At 71.2% G+C, this 23,111-nt stretch carries 22 protein-coding genes; 11 read left to right on the plus strand and 11 right to left on the minus strand.

The window, feature by feature from the left end:
• Positions 1–92: 92 nt before the first annotated feature.
• Positions 93–1,568: an aminopeptidase P family protein gene (locus AC0VYP_RS09880; RefSeq protein WP_285760249.1), complete on the plus strand. Its 1,476-nt coding sequence runs from the start codon at positions 93–95 to the stop codon at positions 1,566–1,568.
• Between the two features lie 111 nt (positions 1,569–1,679).
• Here the strand turns inward: AC0VYP_RS09880 and AC0VYP_RS09885 are convergent, their stop codons facing one another.
• On the minus strand, positions 1,680–2,345 hold the full coding sequence (locus tag AC0VYP_RS09885) for a lysophospholipid acyltransferase family protein (protein ID WP_475473628.1): 666 nt from the start codon (positions 2,343–2,345) through the stop codon (positions 1,680–1,682).
• Between the two features lie 185 nt (positions 2,346–2,530).
• Between AC0VYP_RS09885 and AC0VYP_RS09890 the strand changes: the two genes are divergently transcribed.
• Positions 2,531–2,890, plus strand: coding sequence for a DUF952 domain-containing protein (locus tag AC0VYP_RS09890; RefSeq protein WP_285760248.1), 360 nt, complete (start codon positions 2,531–2,533; stop codon positions 2,888–2,890).
• A 39-nt stretch (positions 2,891–2,929) separates the two neighbouring features.
• Here AC0VYP_RS09890 and AC0VYP_RS09895 read toward each other — a convergent pair whose 3' ends face one another.
• Positions 2,930–3,862 (minus strand): serine/threonine dehydratase, encoded by a 933-nt coding sequence (locus AC0VYP_RS09895; protein ID WP_475473630.1) that lies wholly within the window; start codon positions 3,860–3,862, stop codon positions 2,930–2,932.
• An 89-nt stretch (positions 3,863–3,951) separates the two neighbouring features.
• Here AC0VYP_RS09895 and AC0VYP_RS09900 point away from each other — a divergent pair, with 89 nt between their 5' ends.
• Positions 3,952–4,857 carry a LysR family transcriptional regulator gene (locus AC0VYP_RS09900; RefSeq protein WP_285760246.1) on the plus strand — a complete coding sequence of 302 codons (906 nt, stop codon included), beginning with the start codon at positions 3,952–3,954 and terminating at the stop codon, positions 4,855–4,857.
• A gap of 86 nt (positions 4,858–4,943) precedes the next feature.
• Here the strand turns inward: AC0VYP_RS09900 and AC0VYP_RS09905 are convergent, their stop codons facing one another.
• The 3 genes from AC0VYP_RS09905 to AC0VYP_RS09915 all read right to left on the minus strand — a co-directional run bounded on the left by AC0VYP_RS09905 (position 4,944) and on the right by AC0VYP_RS09915 (position 6,913).
• Positions 4,944–5,849 (minus strand): GlxA family transcriptional regulator, encoded by a 906-nt coding sequence (locus tag AC0VYP_RS09905; protein WP_475473632.1) that lies wholly within the window; start codon positions 5,847–5,849, stop codon positions 4,944–4,946.
• A gap of 7 nt (positions 5,850–5,856) precedes the next feature.
• Positions 5,857–6,468 (minus strand): cysteine hydrolase family protein, encoded by a 612-nt coding sequence (locus AC0VYP_RS09910; protein WP_285760244.1) that lies wholly within the window; start codon positions 6,466–6,468, stop codon positions 5,857–5,859.
• A 70-nt stretch (positions 6,469–6,538) separates the two neighbouring features.
• Positions 6,539–6,913 carry a VOC family protein gene (locus AC0VYP_RS09915; protein WP_285760243.1) on the minus strand — a complete coding sequence of 125 codons (375 nt, stop codon included), beginning with the start codon at positions 6,911–6,913 and terminating at the stop codon, positions 6,539–6,541.
• Positions 6,914–7,455: 542 nt separating this feature from the next.
• Between AC0VYP_RS09915 and AC0VYP_RS09920 the strand changes: the two genes are divergently transcribed.
• Genes AC0VYP_RS09920 through mmsB form a run of 4 tightly spaced genes read left to right on the plus strand, consistent with a single transcriptional unit; the run spans position 7,456 to position 12,277 of the window.
• On the plus strand, positions 7,456–9,000 hold the full coding sequence (locus AC0VYP_RS09920; protein ID WP_475473634.1) for a CoA-acylating methylmalonate-semialdehyde dehydrogenase: 1,545 nt from the start codon (positions 7,456–7,458) through the stop codon (positions 8,998–9,000).
• Between the two features lie 31 nt (positions 9,001–9,031).
• Positions 9,032–10,222 (plus strand): acyl-CoA dehydrogenase family protein, encoded by a 1,191-nt coding sequence (locus AC0VYP_RS09925; protein WP_285760241.1) that lies wholly within the window; start codon positions 9,032–9,034, stop codon positions 10,220–10,222.
• A gap of 6 nt (positions 10,223–10,228) precedes the next feature.
• Positions 10,229–11,293 carry an enoyl-CoA hydratase/isomerase family protein gene (locus tag AC0VYP_RS09930; protein WP_475473636.1) on the plus strand — a complete coding sequence of 355 codons (1,065 nt, stop codon included), beginning with the start codon at positions 10,229–10,231 and terminating at the stop codon, positions 11,291–11,293.
• Between the two features lie 45 nt (positions 11,294–11,338).
• Entirely contained in the window at positions 11,339–12,277 is a 939-nt protein-coding gene (mmsB, locus tag AC0VYP_RS09935) for a 3-hydroxyisobutyrate dehydrogenase (RefSeq protein ID WP_475474211.1), read from the plus strand.
• A 66-nt stretch (positions 12,278–12,343) separates the two neighbouring features.
• Here the strand turns inward: mmsB and AC0VYP_RS09940 are convergent, their stop codons facing one another.
• Positions 12,344–13,891 carry a PucR family transcriptional regulator gene (locus tag AC0VYP_RS09940; protein ID WP_475474212.1) on the minus strand — a complete coding sequence of 516 codons (1,548 nt, stop codon included), beginning with the start codon at positions 13,889–13,891 and terminating at the stop codon, positions 12,344–12,346.
• 186 nt (positions 13,892–14,077) lie between these two features.
• Here AC0VYP_RS09940 and AC0VYP_RS09945 point away from each other — a divergent pair, with 186 nt between their 5' ends.
• The 3 genes from AC0VYP_RS09945 to AC0VYP_RS09955 all read left to right on the plus strand — a co-directional run bounded on the left by AC0VYP_RS09945 (position 14,078) and on the right by AC0VYP_RS09955 (position 16,764).
• On the plus strand, positions 14,078–15,340 hold the full coding sequence (locus tag AC0VYP_RS09945) for an NAD(P)/FAD-dependent oxidoreductase (protein ID WP_475473638.1): 1,263 nt from the start codon (positions 14,078–14,080) through the stop codon (positions 15,338–15,340).
• A gap of 166 nt (positions 15,341–15,506) precedes the next feature.
• Positions 15,507–15,974, plus strand: a complete 468-nt coding sequence (locus AC0VYP_RS09950) for a GreA/GreB family elongation factor (protein WP_285760237.1) — start codon at positions 15,507–15,509, stop codon at positions 15,972–15,974.
• A gap of 547 nt (positions 15,975–16,521) precedes the next feature.
• On the plus strand, positions 16,522–16,764 hold the full coding sequence (locus AC0VYP_RS09955; protein ID WP_285760236.1) for a hypothetical protein: 243 nt from the start codon (positions 16,522–16,524) through the stop codon (positions 16,762–16,764).
• 10 nt (positions 16,765–16,774) lie between these two features.
• Here AC0VYP_RS09955 and AC0VYP_RS09960 read toward each other — a convergent pair whose 3' ends face one another.
• The 5 genes from AC0VYP_RS09960 to AC0VYP_RS09980 form a co-directional block, all read right to left on the minus strand.
• Positions 16,775–16,978, minus strand: coding sequence for a hypothetical protein (locus AC0VYP_RS09960; protein ID WP_285760235.1), 204 nt, complete (start codon positions 16,976–16,978; stop codon positions 16,775–16,777).
• A gap of 154 nt (positions 16,979–17,132) precedes the next feature.
• Positions 17,133–17,909 carry an enoyl-CoA hydratase/isomerase family protein gene (locus AC0VYP_RS09965; RefSeq protein ID WP_285760234.1) on the minus strand — a complete coding sequence of 259 codons (777 nt, stop codon included), beginning with the start codon at positions 17,907–17,909 and terminating at the stop codon, positions 17,133–17,135.
• Positions 17,899–19,038, minus strand: coding sequence for a bifunctional 2-methylcitrate synthase/citrate synthase (locus tag AC0VYP_RS09970; RefSeq protein WP_475473641.1), 1,140 nt, complete (start codon positions 19,036–19,038; stop codon positions 17,899–17,901). The genes AC0VYP_RS09965 and AC0VYP_RS09970 overlap by 11 nt, the downstream gene beginning before the upstream one ends.
• Positions 19,039–19,050: 12 nt before the next feature.
• Positions 19,051–19,944: a methylisocitrate lyase gene (gene prpB, locus AC0VYP_RS09975; protein WP_285760232.1), complete on the minus strand. Its 894-nt coding sequence runs from the start codon at positions 19,942–19,944 to the stop codon at positions 19,051–19,053.
• 3 nt (positions 19,945–19,947) lie between these two features.
• Complete coding sequence (locus tag AC0VYP_RS09980; protein WP_475473643.1) at positions 19,948–21,456, minus strand: MmgE/PrpD family protein; 1,509 nt, start codon at positions 21,454–21,456, stop codon at positions 19,948–19,950.
• A 216-nt stretch (positions 21,457–21,672) separates the two neighbouring features.
• Here AC0VYP_RS09980 and AC0VYP_RS09985 point away from each other — a divergent pair, with 216 nt between their 5' ends.
• Positions 21,673–23,106, plus strand: coding sequence for a short-chain fatty acyl-CoA regulator family protein (locus AC0VYP_RS09985; protein WP_285760230.1), 1,434 nt, complete (start codon positions 21,673–21,675; stop codon positions 23,104–23,106).
• The last annotated feature ends 5 nt before the right edge of the window (positions 23,107–23,111 follow it).

A 23,111-nucleotide genomic window follows, 5' to 3' on the forward strand; every position in this document is an offset into this window, starting at 1 on the left:
GGGCGAGCGGTGGCGGCCTCCTACGATGGGGGGAGGAGGCAGCCACAAGCAGCCCGCCGGCCAGACCGGCACTCGACGAGGAGAGCACAGCCGTGACCCAGCAGCAGCCGTCCCAGGACGACGCACCGACCTTCACCCCGCGCAAGAACGGCCCCTACCGGCAGGTCTCCGAAGAACTGGCCGCGTGGATGCGCACCGGCTGGGCCGACACCGAGCGCCGTGACCTGGAGCCGCTGGAACAGTCGCCCTACGCCGCCAAGCGCCGCGCCGTGCTCAGCGCCCGCTTCCCGGGGGAGCGCCTGGTCATCCCGGCCGGCGTCCTCAAGGTCCGCTCCAACGACACCGAGTACCCCTTCCGGGCGGCCAGCGACTACGTCCACCTCACCGGCGACCAGTCCGAGGGCGGTTGCCTGGTGCTGGAGCCCCGCACCGACGGCGGCCACGACTCCGTCGTCTACCTGCTGCCGCGCTCCGACCGCGACAACGGCGAGTTCTGGTTGGACGGCCACGGCGAGCTGTGGACCGGCCGCCGCCACAGTCTCACCGAGGCATCGGCCCTGCTCGGCCTGCCCGCCCATGACGTGCGCGCCCTCCCCGACCTGCTGCGCGACGCCCCTGAGGCGCCCAGTCGGATCGTGCGCGGTCACGACGCCGCGCTGGAAGCAGTGCTCGCCTCGTCCGGTGCCGACCCCCAGGAGGCGACCCGGCGCGACGCGGAGCTCGCCGAGTTCCTGCACGACACCCGCCTGGTCAAGGACGACTGGGAGATCGGTCAGTTGCAGCGGGCCGTTGACTCCACCGTGCGCGGCTTCGAGGACGTCGTGCGGGTGCTCCCCGAGGCCGAGGCCACCTCCGAGCGTCACATCGAAGGCACGTTCTTCCTGCGCGCCCGGGTCGAGGGCAACGACGTCGGCTACGGCACCATCGCCGCGGCCGGCCCCAACGCCACCACCCTGCACTGGGTGCGCAACGACGGGCGGGTGCGCTCCGGCGAGCTGCTTCTGCTGGACGCGGGAGTGGAGACCACCACCCTCTACACCGCCGACGTCACCCGCACCCTGCCGATCAACGGGCGTTTCACCGACGTCCAGCGCCGCGTCTACGACCTGGTGTACGCGGCCCAGGAGGCGGGTATCGCCGCAGTCCGCCCGGGCACCCCCTTCCGGGCCTTCCACGACGCCGCCCAGCGGGTACTGGCGGAAGGGCTCGTGCAATGGGGCCTGCTGGAGGGACCGGTGGAGCGGGTTCTCGAACTGGGGCTCCAGCGCCGCTACAGCCTGCACGGAACCGGCCACATGCTGGGCCTGGACGTCCACGACTGCGCCACCGCGCGCTCCGAAGGGTACGTTGACGGCCTCCTGGAGCCCGGCATGGTCCTCACCGTCGAACCGGGCCTGTACTTCCAGCCCGACGACACGACCGTCCCCGACGAACTGCGCGGAATCGGCGTGCGCATCGAGGACGACATCCTGGTCACGGCCGATGGCCACCGCAACCTCTCCGCGGGGCTGCCGCGTGCCTCCGCCGAGGTCGAGGAGTGGCTGTCGGGCCTCCTGCCCGACGCCTGACGCCACCCGCCGCACCGTACGGGGCGTACTCTTCCACCGCGCAGGCCCCGCCCGTGTTCTTGGGCGCGCACCGGCACGTGCCGGTGCGCGCGGCCGTTCGGGCCGGGGCCCTCAGCCGGTGGCGGGCTCGTTGTAGGTGTCGGCGCGCTCCTGGCCCGACAGCGCGTGGATGGCGTCCATGATCGTGTCGGTGACCTCGCGGCGGGCCTTGCCGGGCTTGAGGTGGTCGTAGCCCGTGGAGAAGTCCATGGGGGCGCCGAAGCGGATCCGGATCGGGCTGATACGAGGCATCCGGGTGCCCACGGGCTGGATCCGCTCGGTACCGAACAGGGCCACCGGCACCACCGGGGCGCCGGAGGCCAACGCGAGGTGGCCGATCCCGGTGCGCCCCCGGTACAGCCGTCCGTCGCGTGAGCGGGTCCCCTCGGGGTAGACGCCGTAGGCGTCGCCGTCCTTCAGCACGCCGAGGCCGGCCTCCAGCGCGGCGATCGCGTCCCGCCCCGTGCCCCGTCGGACCGGGAGCGCGCCCAGCGAGGTGAAGACCTGTCTGGAGATGCGTCCCTTGACGCCCGGACCCTCGAAGTACTCCGCTTTGGCCATGAACCGCACCCGGCGCGGTACCGCGAGCGGGATCACGACGCTGTCCACGAAGGACAGGTGGTTGCTGGCGATCAACAGGGGCCCGCTCGCCGGAAGGCGCTCCAGTCCCTCGATGCGGGGCCGGTACACCGCCCGCGCCATGGCCGAGGCCACCACCCGGGTTGTTCTGTAGAGCACGCGCATCTCCCGTCGATTCTGCCGGCGTCGTGGTGTTCGTGCACGTAGAACCTATCGGCCGACCCGGCAGGCCGGGTCGGCCGCCCCACGCGTGGCTACTCGGGGCCGGCGGAAGTGACCACAACCCTTTGCCACAAGGGGTTGGGAGTTGTTGGGGCCCCCGATTTTCACGGTAGAAATGTCCGGTGATCTATCACCTGGTACCCATTGACAAGTGGAAGTCCGATCCCGACCGCCCCTACACCCCGGCCTCTCTCGACCGTGACGGTTTCGTGCACGGCGTGGGCGACGAGAAGGTGACCCTGGAGGTGGCCAACGCCTTCTTCAGGGACACCCCGAGCCCCGTCATCGCCCTGATGATCGACGAAGCCGGGCTGAGCTCGGAGGTCCGCGACGAGGAGGCGGTCCCGACGCCGCCCGGTTTCGCGGACGGAATCCGGTTCCGGCACGTGTACGGGCCTATCGAGCGTTCCGCGGTCGTCGCGCTGCTCGATCTCGAACGCGACGAGCAAGGGCACTTCACCGCCCTCGTGCCGCGGCCGTGAACAATCCCGCGGGCCCGTCGCAACGGGCCCGCGGGAGGGTCAGTTGACCGGCCGCCAGTCGGCGTTGGCGCCGCACACCACCAGGCACGGCAGCGCCCCGGGCACTCGGCCGGCCAGCCAGGCGGCGAACGGCGCGGCTGCGGCGGGCTCCGCGGCGATCCGCAACTCCGACCACAGCCGGTCGCGCGCATCGAGGATCTCGGCGTCGGAGACCAGCACCGATGCCGCCCCCCGGTCGCGCAGTACCGCGAAAGGCACCGCCCCGACCCGAGTCGCCCCCAACGAGGAGGAGGCCACCGAGTCCACGGGGGAGTTGACCGGCTCCCCGGCGGCCAGCGCGTCGTGCATGCCCCGGCACCCCTGCGGTTCCACTCCCACCGGGCGGCACCCCGCACCCGCGGCCAGGCTCACCCCGGCCAGGAGGCCGCCTCCGCCCACCGCCACCGCGATCGCGTCGCAGTCGGGGGCGTCGGCCATGATCTCGGCTCCCAGCGTTCCCTGGCCGGCGATCACGTCGGGGTCGTCGAAGGCGTGCAGGTAGCGCAGCCCGCCGGCTTCGGCGTGCCGGTGTGCCGCGGCTGACGCTGCCGCGTAGTCCACGCCCCCGCGCACGACCTGCGCACCGGTCGCCTCCAGCGCCGCGGCCTTGACCGCGGGAACCGACGCGGGAACGTAGACGGTGGCGTGCACTCCCAGCAGGCCCGCGGCGGTGGCGACCCCCACCCCGTGGTTGCCGCCCGAGGCGGTGACGACAGCTGCGGGCAGGTCGCCCGCCAACAGCGCGTTCAGCGCCCCGCGCAGTTTGAACGAGCCGGTGAGCTGGAGGTGCTCCAACTTCAGCAGGAGCGGGCGGCCCTCGATCCGCGCGCGCAGCAGCGGTGTGCGGCGGGCGTAGGGCGCGATCCGCTCCGCCGCCGCACGCACGTCGGCCGCGCCAAGGGGGGAGGTCGCAAAGGTGGTGCTCGATGTCATGGCTCCCACTGTGCCGGTAAAGATCGTTAAGGTGAAGTTAACCTTGCTAACGATGGTTAAGCAGAACTAGGGGAAGGTCGGGGAATCCGGTGCTCGACGCCAATCGGTTGCGGGTCTTGGTGGAGGTGGCGCGCGCGGGTTCCATCTCCCTGGCGGCCGAACGCATGTCCTTCACCCCGCCGGCACTGTCCCAGCAGCTCACCAAGCTGGAGGGGGAGGTGGGCTGTGTGCTCCTGGAGCGCGGACGCGGCGGTGTCGCACTGACCGAGGCCGGCCGGGTGCTGCTGGCCCACGGCGAGCGTGTCCTCGGCGAACTGCGCGCCGCCGAGGACGCGGTACGCGCCACACTCGCCGCCGCCCCGCCGACCCTGGCACTGGGCGCGTTCGCCAGCGCGGGCAAGGCCCTGGTCCCCGGCGCGCTCGCCGCCTTCCGCCGCGCCCACCCGCACGCGCGGCTGGCGCTCAGCGACGTCGAGCCTCCGCACGGCTACGGCCTGGTCACCTCCGGCGACCTCGACCTGCTCATCACGCATCGCTACCCGGGCACCTCCCTGCCCTCCGCCGGCGGTCTGCACCGCGAGGCGCTGTTGCGCGACCCCCTCCTGCTGGTTTTGCCCGAACAGCACCCCGCCGCGCACACCCGGCCGGGGCTGGCCGACCTCGCAGGGGAGGAGTGGATCAGCGGCGCGCCCGGTGTCTACAACCGCGTGGCCCTGGAGAACGCCGCTGCCGCGGTGGGAGTCGTGCTCGACGTCGCCTACGAGACCCGCGACTACGAGGTCGCGCTCGCCCTGATCCGTGCCGGGGTCGGCGTGGGACTGGTACCGCTGACGATTCTGCACGCCGACTCCGGAGCGGGCTGGAGCGCGCACCGTCCGCACGACCTCGACCTGGCCCGGGAGATCCACATCGTGCACCGTCGCCGACCGCGTGACGCGGTGTCGGCAATGGTCGCCACCCTCCGCGCATCGGCGGGAGCGGCACTGCCGCCCTGAGCAGAAGCGCTGCGGGGGAGCCCGGCACGCGTCACGGAGCCGTCTTCCGACCTGCTCCGGGCCTCCGACCGTCCTGCGCCGGCCCTTCACGGCCGCGCGCGCAGGCGGCGCAACATGCGGGCGTCGGCGAAACCCACCGCGCGGGCGGCCGCCTTCGTGGTGACGCCCTGGCCGATGAGGTGCTCCGCCCGCTCCAGGCGCAGCTCCTGCTGGTAGCGCAGCGGGGTCACCCCGGTGGCCGCGGCGAAGCGGCGGGTCAGGGTGCGCACGCCGATCCCGGCAGCCGCCGCCAGCCCCGCGAGTCGCAAGGGCTCGGCGAACCGGGCGTCGATCAGGTCCTGTACGCGGTGCACCGCGTCGCTGACGTGGGCACGATGCCGCACCATCGCGCCGGCCTGGTCCTCCTCACCGTTGCGTCGGGCGTAGACCACCATCGAACGCGCGACCCGTGCCGCCGTTCCGGGGCCGTGGCGCACCGCCACCAGGTGCAGGGCCAGATCGATGCCGCTGGCGATGCCCGCCGACGTCACCACGCGGCCGTCCTGGACGTACAACACGTCGCGCACCACCGCGGCGTCGGGGTAGCGCAGCGCCAGCACGTCCTGGAGTTCGTGGTGGGTGGTGCAGCGCCGCCCGTCCAGCAATCCGGCCCGTCCCAGGACGTCGGCTCCCGAGCACACACTGGCCACCGTGCCCCCCGCGCCGTGGTGGTCGCGCAGCCGGGCCAGCGAGGCCGCGTCCACGCGCCCCGTCCCCGGTCGGACGGGGGAACGCCATCCGGGCACAATCAGCAGGTCGCGGGGCATCAGCGGCGGCCAGGTCGTCTCGGCCCGCAGCGTCAGCCCCTGGGCCGTCGGGACGTCGGGCCGTTCGCAGACGTAGTGCAGCCGGTAGTCGTGCCCCATGTCGGCCGCTGTGGAGAACACCTGTGCCGGACCGGCTACGTCCAGCAGGTGCAGGTCGGGGACCAGCAGAAAGACGACGCGGGGCACGATCTGCTCAGCCTTTCGCCGTTGCGTCCGCGGTCAGTTCCGCCACGGTGCGAATGGTGGCGAATCGTCCGGAGAGGGCGTACTCGGTTCTGGTGATGATGGCGTCGGTGCCCAGGGTGCGCGGGTCGGCCATGATCGCGGCGACCGACCGCCCGGGAGGGGCGTCGCGGTGCTCCACCGGGGTGCACGCGGTCGCCTCGGTCACGAACGCCACGTCGAAACCGAGGTCGAAGGCCAGGCGGGCGGTCGTCTCGCAGCACTGCTCGGTCCGGACCCCGCAGACGCTCAGCCTGCCGATCCCACGGGTGGTGAGCAGCTGCTGGAGGCCGGTGGTCGTGAAGGCGTTGTGCGCGGTCTTGGTGAGCACCGGCTCCCCCTGCTGCGGCTCCAGGCCCTCCATCAGGCGCACGTGGCCCACGGCGGGGTCGAAGAGGGAACCGCTCCCGGGTTCGCTGTGCAGGACCCACACCACGAGTTCGCCTCGTGCGCGGGCCGCGTCCACCAACAGGCCCACCTTCTCCACGATGCGGGGCTCGGAGGCTTCCGGCCACAGGGGGTGGTGCAGGAACGAGTCCTGGACGTCGATGACGAGGAGGGCGCTGCGCGTGTCGTCGCTCATGGTGTTCATCCTGGTTCCCGCGGTTCCCCGGTGAAAAGGCACCATCGCGTCCGGTTCCGGGCCGATCCGGTCAGCCGGCCGCGGTCTCCTGCTCCCCCCACTCCAGGCAGAACGGGTGTCCGGCGGGGTCGGCGTAGACCCGGAACCGTTCCCCCGAGCAGGGGAGACGGGTCGCGCCCAGGGCCAGGACCTTGGGCTCGGCCGCGTCGATGTCGTCCACCAGGACGTCCAGGTGGGCCTGCTGGGGAAACGCGGGATCGGGCCAGCGCGGAGGCTCGTGGTCGGGGGCCTCCTGGAAACTGATCCGCACGCCCTGGCGGTCGCCGATGTCTACCCAGACGCCCTCGTCGCCGATGATCGGCAGCCCCAGCAGCTTTGAGTAGAAACGGGCCAGGGCGCGGGGATCGGGGCAGTCGAGGACGACCGTGGACAGACGACCGATCATCGGGGTCTCATCTTCCTGTCGTGGAGTACCGCTGACCCCATGGTGCCCCGCCGGGGCCCGCCGCACACCGGCGGTGCCGGGTCCTGCGCCGATCGCCCGGCAACGGTCGGGCGCGCGGCGGTCAGGGAACGCCGGGAAGGCCGTCGGTGCGGATGCGTACCGCCCGGTCAATTGCGCACCGATGTCGAGGGGGCTCATTAAAGCCGCGTCGGCGAAACGGTGAAAAATCTGCCAGAGAATCGGATCTGCACTAGATTAGTTTGTCTTCCTACTATATCGTCGGCTTCAGTCGCGACGTCGAGGTCGCCGGGGTTCCGCTGATGCGGGCCTGTGGGCCGCGGGGATGCGATGCTTGACAAAAACCTTCTTTGAGCTGCAAAAACATACTTTTTGACGCGTTTGCCCGCTCGGTGTGGCCACGGCGTGGATGGTTCGTGGGAGCAGAGCGGGCACCACGGGACGCTGCCGGTAGGCGCGTGGCCACCCGGACAGGGTTGACCGGAAAACGGGTTCGGCAATAGGGCCGGAGTCGTCGCCCGATCGTGCCGGAGTTCGATTCTTTTGTTATCCAGGGGCGGGTGTATTTAACGGTGCGCGAACTCGACCATTTCATCGGTGGAAAACACGTCGCGGGGAAGTCCGGTGCCTTCGCCGACGTCTACCGCCCCGACACCGGCGCGGTTCAGGCCAGGGTGGCCCTCGCCGACGCGGCCGACACCGAGGCGGCCATCGGCGACGCGGCCGCTGCCCAGGTCGAGTGGGCCCGCTGGAACCCCCAGCGCCGGGCCCGGGTGCTCAGCCGGTTCGTCAACCTCGTCAACGCCGAGATGGACGACCTCGCCCTCCTCCTGGCCGGGGAGCACGGAAAAACGGTCTCCGACGCGCGCGGTGACATCCAGCGCGGCCTGGAGGTCGTGGAGTTCGCCACCGGGGTCCCGCACCTGCTCAAGGGCGACTACACCGACAGCGCCGGCACCGGCATCGACGTCTACTCGATGCGCCAGCCGCTGGGCGTGGTCGCCGGGATCACCCCGTTCAACTTCCCCGCCATGATCCCGCTGTGGAAGGCAGCTCCCGCCATCGCCTGCGGAAACGCCTTCGTCCTCAAGCCCTCCGAGCGCGACCCCTCCGTTCCGCTGCGCCTGGCCGAGCTGTTCATCGAGGCGGGGCTGCCCCCCGGGGTGTTCAACGTCGTCAACGGCGGAAAAGAAGCCGTGGACGCATTGCTCACCGACCCCCGGGTCGCGGCCCTGGGCTTCGTCGGCTCCTCCGCGATCGCCGAGTACATCTACGCCACCGCCGCCGCGCACGGCAAACGCGCCCAATGCTTCGGTGGCGCCAAGAACCACATGGTGATCATGCCCGACGCCGACCTCGACCAGGTCGCCGACGCCCTCATCGGCGCAGGCTACGGTTCGGCGGGGGAGCGTTGCATGGCCATCTCCGTGGCCGTCCCGGTGGGCGAAGCCACCGCCGACGCACTCCTGGAGCGCCTCGTGCCCCGGGTGCGCGCACTGTCCATCGGGGCCTCCGACGACCCCGCCGCCGACTTCGGTCCCCTGGTCAGCGCCGAAGCCGTCACCCGGGTGGAGGACTACATCGCCTCCGGAGTGGCCGAAGGCGCCGACCTCGTCGTGGACGGACGCGGCTTCACCCTGGCCGGCCACGAGAACGGTTTCTACACGGGAGCCTCCCTGTTCGACCGGGTGACCCCCGACATGCGGATCTACCGCGAGGAGATCTTCGGCCCGGTCCTGTGCATGGCCCGCGCCGCCGACTATGACGAGGCCCTGCGCCTGCCCAGCGAGCACGAGTACGGCAACGGCGTGGCCATCTTCACCCGCGACGGCGACACCGCCCGCGACTTCACCAGCCGGGTCAACACCGGCATGGTCGGCGTCAACGTCCCCATCCCGGTCCCCATCGCCTACCACACGTTCGGCGGATGGAAACGGTCGGGCTTCGGTGACCTCAACCAGCACGGCCCCGACTCGATCCGCTTCTACACCAAGACCAAGACGGTCACCTCCCGCTGGCCCTCCGGCATCAAGGAAGGCGCCAGTTTCGTCATCCCGACCATGCACTGACCCGTTCGCATCGTTGAAGAAGGGCAGGTCGATGACCGTGACCGACCCGGCGCCCGGCGCCGTCTCCGATCCAGTGGTCCAGCGCCCGTTCGCGCTCACCGCCGACCAGCACGTCCTCGCAGAGGCGGTGGCCGCGTTCACCGAAACCGAGATCGCGCCCTACGCCCTGGACTGGGACCGCGACAAGCACTTCCCCGTGGACGTCATCCGCTCGGCCGCCCAACTGGGCATCGGCGGGGTCTACGTGCGCGAGGACGTCGGGGGGAGCGGCCTGAGCCGCTTGGACGCCACCGTCGTCTTCGAGGCGCTGGCCCGGGGCTGTCCGGCGATCGCCGCCTACATCTCCATCCACAACATGGTCGCCGCCATGGTGGACCGGTTCGGCGACGACGAACAGCGCCGCACCTGGCTGCCGCGGATCTGCTCGATGGAACTGCTGGCCAGTTACTGCCTCACCGAGCCCGAGGCGGGGTCCGACGCCGCGGCCCTGCGCACCCGAGCCGTACGCGAGGGTGACGGCTACGTCCTCACCGGGGTCAAACAGTTCATCTCCGGAGCCGGTGCCACCGACCTCTACCTGGTCATGGCGCGCACCGGCGAACCCGGGGCCAAGGGCATTTCCGCCTTCCTCGTCCCCGGTGACGCGCCCGGGCTGTCGTTCGGCGCCAACGAGCGCAAGATGGGCTGGAACGCCCAGCCCACCCGCCAGGTCGTCCTCGACGGGGTTCGGGTCCCCGCCGAACAGCGGCTGGGCCCGGAAGGCAAGGGCTTCGCCATCGCCATGGCCGGCCTCGACGGCGGACGCCTCAACATCGGGGCCTGCTCCCTGGGCGGGGCCCAGGCCGCCGCGGACCTGTGCCTGCCGCACCTGCGCTCACGCGTGGCCTTCGGACGCCCGCTCGCCGACCTCCAGACCATGCGTTTCGGCCTGGCCGACATGGACATTCGCCTGGAGTCGGCGCGCACCCTGCTCTGGCGTGCCGCGGCCGCCCTGGACTCCGGCGACCCCGACGCCCGGAGGCTGTGCGCCATGGCCAAGTGCGTGGCCACCGACGCCGGGTTCGACGTGGCCAACGCCGCTCTCCAGATGCACGGCGGCTACGGTTACCTCGCCGAGTACGGACTGGAGAAGATCGTGCGCGACCTGCGCGTGCACCAGATCCTCGAAGGAACCAACGAGATCATGCGGGTCGTGGTGTCCCGCGCACTGATGGGAGCCTGACCGACGATGACCACCGCCACCGCCCCCGAGGTCGTCTGCGTGATCGAGGGGGCGCTCGGGCACGTCACCCTCAACCGCCCGCGCGCGATCAACGCCCTCACCGCCGACATGGTCGCCGACATCGCCACAGCCCTGGACGCCTGGGAGCGCGACGACACGGTGCGCTGCGTTCTCGTCAACGGCGCGGGCGAACGCGGCCTGTGCGCGGGCGGCGACATCCGCACCCTCTACGCGTCGGCCCGTGCCCGAAACGGCGCGGCCGAGGCGTTCTGGCGGGCGGAGTACACGCTCAACGCCCGCATCAAGCGCTACCCCAAACCGATCGTCGCGTTCATGGACGGCATCGTCATGGGCGGTGGGGTGGGCGTCTCGGCGCACGCCGCGGTCCGGGTGGTCACCGAGCGTTCCCAGGTCGGGATGCCCGAGACCGGCATCGGTTTCCTGCCCGACGTCGGTGGCACCTACCTGCTGTCGCGTGCCCCCGGCCTGCTCGGGACGCACGCCGCCCTCACCTCCCACCGTCTGGGTGCGGCCGACGCACTGCTGTGCGGACTGGCCGACCACCACGTGCCGGCCGACGACCTGCCCGCCCTGGCCGAGAAACTGCGCGCCGGCGCCGATCCGGGTGAGGCCGCGGCCTCCCTGGCCACCCCGCCCACGGAGGGCACCCTCGACCGGGACCGGCTCTGGATCGACGCCGCCTACGCCCAGGCCACGGTCGTCGAGGTCCTCGCCGCGCTCCAGGCGCGCCCCGAACCCGCCGCCCGCGCCGCCGCCGACGCCATCCGCACCAAATCCCCCACCTCGCTGGCGGTCACGCTGCGCGCCCTGGAGCAGGCCCGCACGCTGCCCGACCTGGAGACCTGCCTGGACCACGAATACCGCGCCGCCTGTGCGCTCCTGGCCGGCCACGACTTCACCGAAGGGGTACGGGCCGCCGTCATCGACAAGGACCGCAATCCCCAATGGCTCCCGCCCACCCCGGAGGAGGTCGCCCCGGAGACGGTCGCGGCCTGCTTCGCCCCGCGCCCGGGCGACGAACTCGGCCTGGGGCGCTCCACCACCGCCTGACCCGGGGCCGTTCGCCCCGCACGTCAGCGCCGTGGCCAACCGCAGATCGCTAACGAGGAGGATGCCGTGACCGTCATCGGTTTCATCGGGCTGGGGAACATGGGCGGGCCCATGTCGGCGAACTTGGCCCAGGCCGGACACCGGGTCAGGGGTTTCGACCTGTCGGCCGAGGCGGTGGCAGCGGCCGCCGAGGCCGGCGTCGAAGCGGTCGCCTCCGGTGCGGAAGCGGCCACCGGCGCCGACATCGTGGTCACCATGCTGCCCAGCGGCAGTCACGTCCTGGACTGCTACGGGACCAACGGCGGACTGCTGGCCGCGGCCTCCCCCGACACGCTGTTCGTCAACTGCTCCACCATCGACGTCGCCCACGCCCGGGAGGCCGCGCAGATGGCGCGCGCAGCCGGGCACCGCGCCCTGGACGCCCCGGTCTCCGGCGGGGTCGTGGGGGCCACCGCGGGCACCCTCGCGTTCATGGTGGGCGGCCCCGAGGGCGACTTCGCCGCGGCGGGACCGCTGCTGGAGGCCATGGGACGGCGCGTCGTGCACTGCGGCGAGTCGGGTGCGGGGCAGGTCGCCAAGATGTGCAACAACATGATCCTCGCGGCCTCCACCATCGCCGTCAGCGAGGCGTTCGTACTGGGGGAGAAGCTGGGCCTGTCCCACCAGGCGCTCTACGACGTGGCGGCCAACGCCTCGGGCCAGTGCTGGTCGCTGTCGGTCAACTGTCCCGTCCCCGGGCCGGTGCCCACCAGCCCCGCCAACAACGACTACCGCCCCGGTTTCGCCACCCAGCTCATGATCAAGGACCTCGGGCTGGCCCGCGCCGCAGCCGAGGCCGCGGGGGTGGACGCCGCGATCGGCCTGCACGCCGCCCGGATGTACGAGGAGTTCGGTGCCGCGGGCGGGATCGGCCGCGACTTCTCCGCCATCATCACCGCCATCCGCGACCGTTCCGAGAGCGACGGGGCCGAGCCGGGGGAGTGAGCGCGCTCCGCCCGGGACGCTTCGCCGGTGGCCGGCGCCGCGAACGGTTCCCGGGCCCCGGCCCGCTCACGCCGACCCCGGCTCCGGATAGGCGGCGAGCAGGACGGACGCCGTCAGCCGCGCGGCCGGATCGTCCAGCCGGAGATCGGTCACCTCCGCCATCTTGCGCATGCGGTAGCGAACGGTGTTGGGGTGGACGCCCAGCGACTCCGCTGCTTCGGACAGGTCCCCCTGGGCGTCCAGCCAGGCGCGCAACGTGGCGAGGTAGCCGGTCGCGTGGGCCGCGTCGTGGGCGGCGAGCACCGACACCGGGGTCTGCTCCGGGGTCCGCCCGGCCTCCACGGCCGCGCGCAGCCGGTGGAGCACGATCGCCGACCACGACTCGTCATAGACCACCGGCTCCGAAGCGTCGGGCCGTGAAGCGTGCAGGGCCAGGCTCTCGTCGGCCTCGCGCCTGCTCGCCGGCAGTTGCGCCGCCGCAGCCGGGCCACCGACCCCGACCGTCACGATGATGTCGCGTCCCAGCCCGCGCAGCGTGTCCCGGAGCCAGGCGTGCACCGGCGTGCAGTCCGTCTCGCACGGCAACACGGTGTATACCGTGTTGCCGAACAGGGTGCTGCGTCCCGGTCGGGACCAGCCAAAACCGGTCGTGGCGTATTCGAACACCCGCAAGATCGCCGCGTGTCGCTCATGAGGCGTATGGGCCTGGACGGCGATCACCCGGAACCGGTTCGGCGGGAGCCCCAGCCGGCCGATGACCGCTGCCGGGTCGCCGTGGCCCTCAATCGACTGGATGACCAGCTCGGACTCCACCTGGCGCTCCAGGTCGGCACTGACCCGTGCCCGGAGCAGGTGGGTGGCCACCGTGCGCGCGCCGTTTGCCAGGACCGCGGCGCGCTGGTCCGACAGCGGTCGATCACAGGTGACCCAGAGCGACCCCAGCAGCTCGCGTCCCACGCGCACCGCCGCCACCATGCGTCCCTCCAAGCCGTGTTCGGCCGAGGGGGCCACGAACAGCGGCTCGTCCGAGGTGCTCAGGTGGGTGAACACCCCAATGCGCTCGAACAGCTCGCGCACCTCCTCGGGGGCGCGCCTGCCCAGGATCGTGGCGAGCCGGGCCGGGTCCGGGGTGTATCCCTCACCCGAGTACGCGGCGACCCTCGACATCTGGTCCTCGATGGTCACCGGCCCGCCCACCGCTGCGGCGATGGTGTCCGCCAGCGCGAAGAGGTCGCTGGGCCCGCGTCCGGCCTCGGTCTCCCGCGCCTCCTGCACGACCCCGTAGACGATTCCGGCGAGTTGGCTCCACGAGAGCGACGTGTTGACGAGCACCACCGCCACACCGGCCCGCTCCGCCCGGGCCCGGGCGGCCGCGTCCGGTTCGGTGTCGCCCCGGAGAACCACGACCGCGGACCGTGCCCGCGCCGCCAGGCGGACGGCCCGGGCGACTGAGGCGACCCCGACCGCCAGGAACAGGTCGCCGAACACCGTTTCGCCGCCGGCCGGGTCGTTCATGGCGACACTGCGCAGCGGAGTGCCGCGCACCGAATCCGGGCCGAACAACTGCACCCCGTAGCCGCCGAGGATGTTCACCAGCCGGTCGATGTTGGTCACCCGTCCCGCTCCCGTTCCATCCGCCCGCGTGTCCTGCCCGGTGCGCAGGCACCCTCGTTTGTTGTCGTCGATCGACAAAACACTACTCATCGATTGTCCGGAGCGGACAATCCGTGATTCGCGGGGAGAGGGCATGGTCGGGAGGAAGGAAAAGACTGCGGGAAAGATCGACGGGAAAGACGGGTCATGGGGAAATCGGGGTCCAGCCGTGGTGAGGTGCGCACGGCTGTCGTCGTCGGTGCGGGTGTCGTTGGGCTCTCCACGGCGTGGTTCCTCCAGGAGCGCGGAGTCGGCGTCACCGTGCTCGACCGTGCCGACGTCGCGGCGGGCGCCTCGTGGGGCAACGCCGGATGGCTCTCCCCGGGACTGGCCATCCCGCTGAACGAGCCCGGCATCCTCCGGTACGGCCTGCGTACCCTCGTGGACCCGCGGGCGCCCCTGTACGTGCCCCCGACCCCGGACCCCGAACTGTGGCGATTCCTCACCGTGTTCGCGGCCCAGTGCCGCTGGGGCCCGTGGTACCGCGCCGTCCGCGCCAATCTGCCGCTGAACCGCAGGTGCCTGGACGCGTTCGACGCACTGACGGCCGGAGGGGTCGAGGAGCCGACGACCGCCGCCCCCGTCACAGCGGGTTTTCGCTCGCGGCGTGCGGCGATCGGCCTGATCAGGGAACTGCGCCGGATCTCCGACTCCGGCCTGGACATCGACTACGCCGTGCTGTCCGGGGACGAGCTGCGCGACCGCCTGCCCCACGCCTCCTCCCTGGTGCGTGCGGGGGTGCGCATCGAGGGACAGAGGTTCGTCGATCCGGGGGCCTTCACCCGCGCACTGGCCGCCTCGGTCCGCAGCCGCGGCGGCACGATCCGCACGGGCGTGGACGTCGTCGGGCTCGACCGCGACGGCGGGGGAACGGTCGCCCGTTCCCGTGACGGGGAGCGGATCACCGCCGACGTGGCGGTCGCCGCCACCGGGGCCTGGCTGAGCCGGCTCGCCGCGCCCCGTGGTGTCCGCACCCGGGTCAGGGCCGGACGGGGGTACTCCTTCACCGTGCCGACGGACGAGCCGGTGCGCTGTCCCGTCTACCTGCCTGAGGCCAGAGTGGCGTGCACGCCCTACCGCGGCGGGCTCCGGATCGCGGGGACCATGGAGTTCCGCGGTCCCGACGCCCCGCTCGACGGCAGGCGCATCGAGGCGATCGTCGCTTCCGCGCGTCCCTTCCTCACCGGCGTCCGCTGGGCCGAGCGGACCGACGAATGGGTCGGTTCCCGACCCGTCACCCCGGACGGGCGGCCGCTCATCGGGGCCTCCGCCACACCAGGGGTCTATGTCGCGGGAGGGCACGGCATGTGGGGGCTCACCCATGGTCCGACCTCCGGGATGCTCCTCGCCGAAGAGATCACCACCGGAAAACGGCCCGAAGCGCTGCGCGGGTGTGACCCGCGACGCTGAACACGGGTCGTACGACCAGGGGCGGGGCCGGCACCAACGACGTTGTCGGCCCCGCTCCTTTTCCACTTTTCCACGCGGTCCGCCGGGTCGGGCCCGGTGCGCCAGGGGGCGTCTCCCGCGCCGGGCCCGCCGCCACCGCCCAACCACAGCGACAAGGACGTACACGATGACCGACACCCACTGGATGACCCAGGACACCCACAACCGGCTCACCGAGGAGCTGGCCGTCCTCACGAGGCCCCTCAACGACGTGCGGCAACCGGACGGAGGCCCCGGGGCCGAAGCCGTCCAACGATGGGACATCCCCGACCCCGAGGCGCGAACCACCCGTATCCGGCGGATCCGCGGCCTGCTCCACGACGCGGTCGTGGGGCGGACCCCACCCGACGACGGGGTCGCCGAGCCCGGGATGGTGCTCACCGTGCGCTACGCCGGCGAGGAGGGGACCGACACCTTCCTGCTCGGGGTACGCGACGGCGCCGACCCGGTGGACCTCACGGTGTACTCGGCCGACTCGCCCATCGGCAAGGCAATCACGGGCGCGGTTCCGGGGGAGACGCGGACCTACCGGGCCCCCAGTGGCGCCGTCATCCGGCTCACCCTGGTCGAGGCCGCCCCGTTCGGAAAGCACTGAACCGTTCTCGTCCTGCTGCGCGGGGCGGAGGTGCGCGGACGGGGCCGGCCGAGGAGGCGCCGACACCCCCTCCAGGGCACCGAACCGCACCATGAAGGACGAAAGGGGCCGTTCTCGAATTTTCTCCGGTTTATTCGGAAACCGAGAAAACGGGATCGGCCCTATGGAGAAGAAAATCCCCGGTCGTGGATTCGGTGCGGTTCGGGTCGTCTCGGGGCATGGCTGGGGATTGTCGGTTGATCCCATCCATTTCCGTGTTTCGTTCTTCGATGTCCCGTCGAAGCGGTGGGCGGACGAATCCGTGCGATGACGTGCTCGGACGGGAATCGCGACGTTTTCCGTGCGTCGTATCGGTAACGGACGGGAATCGGATGGCCGCCGTTTGCCGATTGTTCGCCGGTTTCCTGTTCACGACGGATTAGAGTGGAAGTCGCGCGATGGAACCGCGGTGCGTACGCCCGCCTTCCCCGCCTCAATCGACGCCCGGGCGCGACCCAGGGCGCCTTCTCGATATCCGCTCCCGATTGTCCGCGAAGAAGGGGACATCATGGCGCTTTACCGAATTCGCATGAACGACGGCTCGCTGGCCACGCACGGGGCGGTGCGCGTGCGCACCGACGCGGCCAACCTCTACCTGGAGGACCAGACGGCCGGAGCGTGGCGTCCGGTCCTGGACGTGCGCATCGACCGGGTCGCCGGCGTGCAGCGACGGTTCACCGAGAACGACGGCAGCTGGAGTTGGCTCGACGAGACGCTGCCCGCCCCCGGCGGGATCCGCGCCTGGAACTGAGCCGTCCCGGTCACTCCAGGCGCAGGCGCCGGCGGGCCTTCAGCACGATCCACCCGGTCAGCATCGCGATCCCCAGGGTCAGGGCCACGGCAACGGATATTCCCTGGTCGAACACCATCGACAGCGCGCCGACGGCCACGCCGAGAACGGCGCCGATGATGAGCGGAACCACGATATCGGGCCAATTGGTCCGTGAGGACTGTGAAGTTGACATGGTTTTGTCCTTACCCGACACACAAAGGGTAAACGCCGAGCACGCCGAGTGATACCCGTGGGTTTTCCGAGTGATTTGTGGCGGTTGGGTGTTCCGGTGGAAAATGCGCGGCAAGGGAAGGCGCGGAAAAACCGGCCGGCCGCACCCTTGTGGCTCAGCGCCAGGCGAAACGGGGCTCGCGCCGTTCGGTGAAAGCCCGTTTTCCCTCGGCCAGTTCCGCGCCGGCCGCGGCCGAGCGCCATTCCGGCGAGGGGTCCGCCTCGCCGATGATGGCTTTGGCCGCCCGCACACTCAGCTGCGAGCGCGCGGCCAGCGTGTCGGTGAACTCCGCGACGGCCGCCTCCAGCGCGTCGTCCTCGACGACCACGTCCACCAGCCCGATCCGGTGGGCGTGGTCGGCGCCGATCGGCAGCGAGGAGTACAGCAGGTAACGCGCCGGTGCGGCCCCCACCAGCGACACCAGGCGCCGGGTGGGTCCCGGCGGGTAGACCAGGCCCAGCCGGCTCGCGGTGATGGCGAAGCGGGCCGAGGAAGCGGCGAACCGGAGGTCGCAGGCCACCGCGAGTTCGCATCCGCCCCCCACGCACGCCCCGCGCACCATCGCCACGGTCGGTTTGGCGAAGTCCGCCAGCGCGGCCTCGGCGGTCGAGTTGACCCGCTCGAACAGCGCGGTGTCCTCGGGCAGGCCGGGGATGTCGGCGCCGGCGCAGAAGTGTGCGCCGGCCCCGGTCAGCACCAGCACCGAAACACCGGGATCGGCGTCCAGGCCGGCGAGGACCTCGGGAAGGGCCTCCCACATGGCCATCGTCAGGGCATTGCGCTTGGCGGGCCGGTCGATGACCAGCGTTGCCACCGGTCCGCGCCGCGCCACCGAGAACCCCGCAGCGTCCCCGGCGGCGCTGCCGGCCGCAGCGGGCCCCTCAGCCGGCACGGCGCTGCGCCTGGACGGGAACCGGGCGCTGGGCCAGGCCGGTGTAGCTGCTCAACGGTCGGATGAGGGAGTTGGCGGCCTGCTGCTCCAGGATGTGGGCGGTCCAGCCGGTGATTCGCGCCATCACGAAGATGGGCGTGAACGTCGGAACGTCGAAGCCCATCAGGTGGTAGGCGGGCCCGGCCGGGTAGTCGAGGTTGGGGTGGATGCCCTTGCGCTCGTCCATCGCCGTCTCCAGCGCCGCGTAAAGCTCCATCAGCGCTCCGGCGTCCTTGATCCGCGCCATGCGCTCCAGCGCGGCGTGCATCGTGGGGACCCGGGAGTCGCCGTGCTTGTAGACACGGTGGCCGAAGCCCATGATCTTGCGTTTCTCGGCCAGTGCCCGGTCCAGCCATTCCGCGGCCCGGTCGGCGCTGCCGATCTCGGTGAGCATGTGCATGACCGCCTCGTTGGCACCGCCGTGCAGCGGTCCTTTCAACGCCCCGATTGCCGCGGTCACCGCGCTGTAGATGTCCGACATCGTCGAGGTCACCACGCGCGCGGTGAACGTTGAGGCGTTGAAACTGTGCTCGGCGTAGAGGATCAGCGACACCTCGAAGCAGCGCACCACCTCCGGCTCCGGCACCGCTCCGAAGCACATGTGGAAGAAGTTCTCCGCGAACCCCAGTTCCGGGTCGGGGCGGATCGGGTCCAACCCCTGGCGGCGCCGGTGGTCGGCGGCGATGACGGTGGGCAGCCGCGCCATCATCACCTCCGCCTTGGTCTGGTTGGCGGCCACCGAACCGTCGTCCTCCGCCGGGTCGTCGGCGCCCAGGTAGCTGATGGCGGTACGCAGCACATCCATGGGATGCGTTGTCTCGGGGATTCGTCGCAGCAGCTCAAGGGTGCTGCGGTTCAGGACCCGGTTCGCCTGCTCGCGTGCACAAAACGCCCCCAGCTGTTCGGCGGTGGGCAGGTCGCCGTGCCAGATCAGGTAGGCGACCTCCTCGAACGTGCAGGAGGCGGCCAGTTCCTGCACCGCGTAACCCCGGTAGGTCAGGGAGTTGGTGTCCTGGTCCACCATCGAGATCGCGGTGGTGTCCACCACCACCCCGGCCAGCCCCTTGTGGATCGCCGAATCCGCCATCATCACACCGTCCGATCAGATCGTGAAGTTGTAGACGTCGCCGTCGAAGGCGTTGTAAGCGGGGTAGTCCAGCAGCTCGTAGAGCCGGGCCCGGGTCTGCATGCGCTCCACCACGCTCTCCTGGCTACCGGTGTCGCGGATGGTGCGCAGGCCGTCCTCGACCGCGCCCATCGCCAGCCGCAGCGTCGTGACCGGGTAGATCACGATGTTCATCCCCAAGGACTCCAGCTGTCCGGCGCTGAGCAGCTCGCTCTTGCCGAACTCGGTCATGTTGGCCAGGAGGGGGACGTCCACGGCCTTGCGGAATGCCGCGAACTCGCCCGCGTCGCGCATCGCCTCGGGGAAGACCAGGTCGGCGCCGGCGTCCACGTACGCCTTGGCGCGCTCGATCGCCGCGTCCAGGCCCTCCACCGCACGGGCGTCGGTACGCGCACAGATCAGGAAGTTCGGATCGCGGCGGGCCCGGACCGCGGCGCGGATGCGCCGGGTCATGTCCGCGGTCCCCACCACGGCCTTGCCGTCCAGGTGCCCGCAGCGTTTGGGATTGACCTGGTCCTCCAGGTGGCAGCCGGCCAGCCCGGCGTCCTCCATCGACTGCACGGTGCGCGCCACGTTCATCGGCTCGCCGAATCCGGTGTCGGCGTCGATGAGCGTGGGCAGGTCGCTGACCCGCGCGATCTGCGCGCCGCGCCCGGCCACCTCGGTCAGCGTGGTCAGCCCGATGTCGGGGAGCGCGAGGTCGGCCGAGAGCGCCGCACCGGAGATGTAGACGCCGTCGAAGCCCAGTTCCTGGATCAGCACCGCGGTCAACGGGTTGAACGCGCCGGGGAAGCGCAGGAGCCGCCCCGAGGCCAGGGCCGCGCGCAGGGCGTGGCGGCGTTCGTGGGGAGCGGTGGTGGCGTGCAGCATGGGTTAGAACAGTCCCTTCGAGACGGGCAGGTCCCGCGGCGCGGTGTCGGGGTCCTCGCTGAAGGAGAGCTGGGCCACCTCGGTGGCGGTCAGCTCAGGAAGCCGTTCCACCAGATCCAGGAAACGGTCCTGCTCGGCGAGGGACACCACCCCGTCGGCCAACGCGCGGAACTTGGCGATGTAGTCGGGCCGGGCGAAGGGACGGGCACCCAGTGGATGGGCGTCGGCCACCGCGATCTCGTCCTCGATCACCGAGCCGTCGTCGAGCTCCACCACCACGCGCCCGCCGAACGCCTTCTCGGCCGGGTCGGTGGCATGGTAGCGCTTGGTCCAGGCCGGGTCCTCGACGGTGGACACCTTGTGCCACAGCTCCACGGTGTCGGGGCGGGCCGCGCGTCGGGGCGTGTAGGAGCGCTCGTGGTGCCACTCGCCGTCCTGGAGTGCCACGGCGAAGATATACATGATCGAGTGGTCCAGCGTCTCGCGGCTGGCCGAGGGGTCCATCTTCTGCGGGTCGCCCGACCCGGTGCCGATCACGTAGTGGGTGTGGTGGCTGGTGTGGATGGTGATCGTGCGCACGCGGGCGGTGTCGCCGATGCGGGGACCCATGCGCCGGGCCAGGTCGATGAGCGCCTGGCTCTGGTACTCCGCGGAGTGCTCCTTCGTGTAGGTCTCCAAAATGGCGCGCTTGGCGTGGCCGCGGGCGGGCAGGTCCACGGTGTACTCCGCGTCGGGGCCGTCCAGCAGCCAGGCGATGAACCCGTCCTCGCCCTCGTAGGCCGGGGAGGGCGCACCCTCCCCGCGCATCGCCCGGTCCACCGCCTCCACCGCCATTTTGCCGGCGAACGCCGGGGCGTAGGCCTTCCAACTGGAGATCGCGCCCTTGCGCGACTGCCGGGTGGTCGTGGTGACGTGCAATGCCTGCTGGACGGCCTGGTAGACGGTTTCGACGGGCAGCTTCAGCAGGGTGCCGATCCCGGCGGCCGCGGAAGGGCCCAGGTGTGCGATGTGGTCGATCTTGTGCGCGTGCAGGCAGATGCCCCGTACCAGCGACACCTGGATTTCGTAGCCGGTGGCGATTCCGCGCGCCAGGTCACGCCCGGTGCAGCCCACGTGCTGGGCGACCGCGAGGACCGGGGGGATGTTGTCGCCGGGGTGGGAGTAGTCGGCGGCGAGAAAGGTGTCGTGGTAGTCGAGTTCGCGCACCGCCACCCCGTTGGCCCACGCCGCCCACTCGGGGGAGACCCGGGTGGACAGCGGGGGGCCCATGACGGTCGCCCCAGGTGCGAAGGGGTGGCGGGTGGCCTGGGCGCGCGCGGCCCGCACCGGTCGGCGGTGCAGCGACGCCGCAGCCACGGACGCGTTGTCGATGATGCGGTTGCGGACCATTTCCATGACGTCGGCGTCGAGTTCGACCGGGTCGGCTGCCACCTCTGCGATGCGGTGGGCGAGCTGCTCGGCCTTGGCCGGACCGTCGGCACTGCGGTGGACCCGGACGATGTGGTGGACCATGGTTCGCGTTACCCCATCAGTTCGCTAAGGTGCGGCTCGCCTGCTCAAGCCGCTGACACTCCGAGCTTGTCAAAGGAGTCAACGCAGGTCGAGGGAGCCAACGAGCTGATTCCTGCAAACTTTGCCCCTGTGTTTTGCGAAGATTGCGAAGACGAATTCGGACATCGGCGGGGTACGCTTGCCCGGTCCGTTACGGCCGATCGGAAGGGACACCGGATGCGCAAGGTCTTCGCCGGGGCACGGCTGCGCAGACTGCGCCAGGACCGGTCGCTGACCCAGGCCGACCTCGCTCGCGACCTCGGGATATCGGCCAGCTACCTCAACCAGATCGAACACAATCAACGGCCCTTGAGCGTTCCGGTCCTGTTGCGCATCACCGAGGTCTTCGGGGTGGAACCCGGCTTCTTCGCAGAGGCCGACACCACCCGGCTCATCGCCGAACTCCGCGAGGTAATGGCCGAGGAACCCGCAGGGGAGCAGGTCACGCCGGACGAGCTCGACGAACTGGCCAGCGCACTGCCCTCGGTGGCGCGCACTCTCGTCGCGCTGCACCGCCGCTACCGCGATGCCGCCGGCCAGGCGGCGGCACTGGCGGAAGGGCGCGACGCGGTCGCCGTTCCCGGTACCCCCATGGCCTACGAGCAGGTGCGCGACTTCTTCTACGAACGCCAGAACTACGTCGGCGAACTCGACGAGCGCGCAGAAGACGCCGCGATCCACGAGGACGCGCCACCGGGCCAGGCCAGGGACGTCCTCGTCCGCCGTCTGGACCGCCTGCACGGGGTGCGCACCGTGATCGGGGCCCCGGGGGGCTCCGGGGCAGCGGCTCCCCGCCACCGGGCCTACGATCCCGCCACCCGGGTGATCACCCTCGCCGCGCACCTGCGCCCCGGGCAACAGGCGTTCCAACTCGCCACGCAGTTGGCGTTCCTGGAGCACGGACCGTTGCTCAGCGAACTCGCGCGCGGTGAGCAACTGCGCACCGAGCAGGCGGTGCGCCTGGCCAGGATCGGGTTGGCCAACTACTTCGCCGGCGCGTTCATCCTGCCCTACCGCGCCTTCCGCTCAGCGGCCGAGGCCGAGCGCTACGACATCGAACTGCTGGCCGACGCGTTCGACGTGGGCTTCGAGACGGTATGCCACCGGCTGTCCACGTTGCAGCGGCCCCGACTGCGCGGGGTGCCCTTCTCCTTCGTGCGGGTGGACCGCGCCGGGAACATGTCCAAACGGCAGTCGGCCACCGGTTTCCACTTCTCCCGGTCGGGCGGCACCTGTCCGTTGTGGAACGTCTATGCCGCCTTCGCCGCGCCCGGCGTCGTCCAGACCCAGATCGCGCAGATGCCCGACGGACGTTCCTACTTCTGGGTGGCCCGGACCGTGGGGCGCAACCACGGCGGGTACGGAGCGGCGGGCAAGACGTTCGCGGTGGGGTTGGGGTGCGAACTGCGCCACGCCCACCGCCTCGTCTACTCCACCGGACTGGACCTGGCCGATCCGCGGGCGGCCACCCCGATCGGCATGGGGTGCAAGGTCTGCGAGCGCCCCGCCTGCCCGCAGCGCGCGTTCCCTCCTGCGGGACGCGCGCTGCTGGTCAACGAGAACACCAGTACGGTGTCCCCCTACCCCGTTGCCGGCGGGCCCGAGCGGTGAGCGGG

This window comes from Nocardiopsis sp. iso_186, from assembly GCF_056173365.1.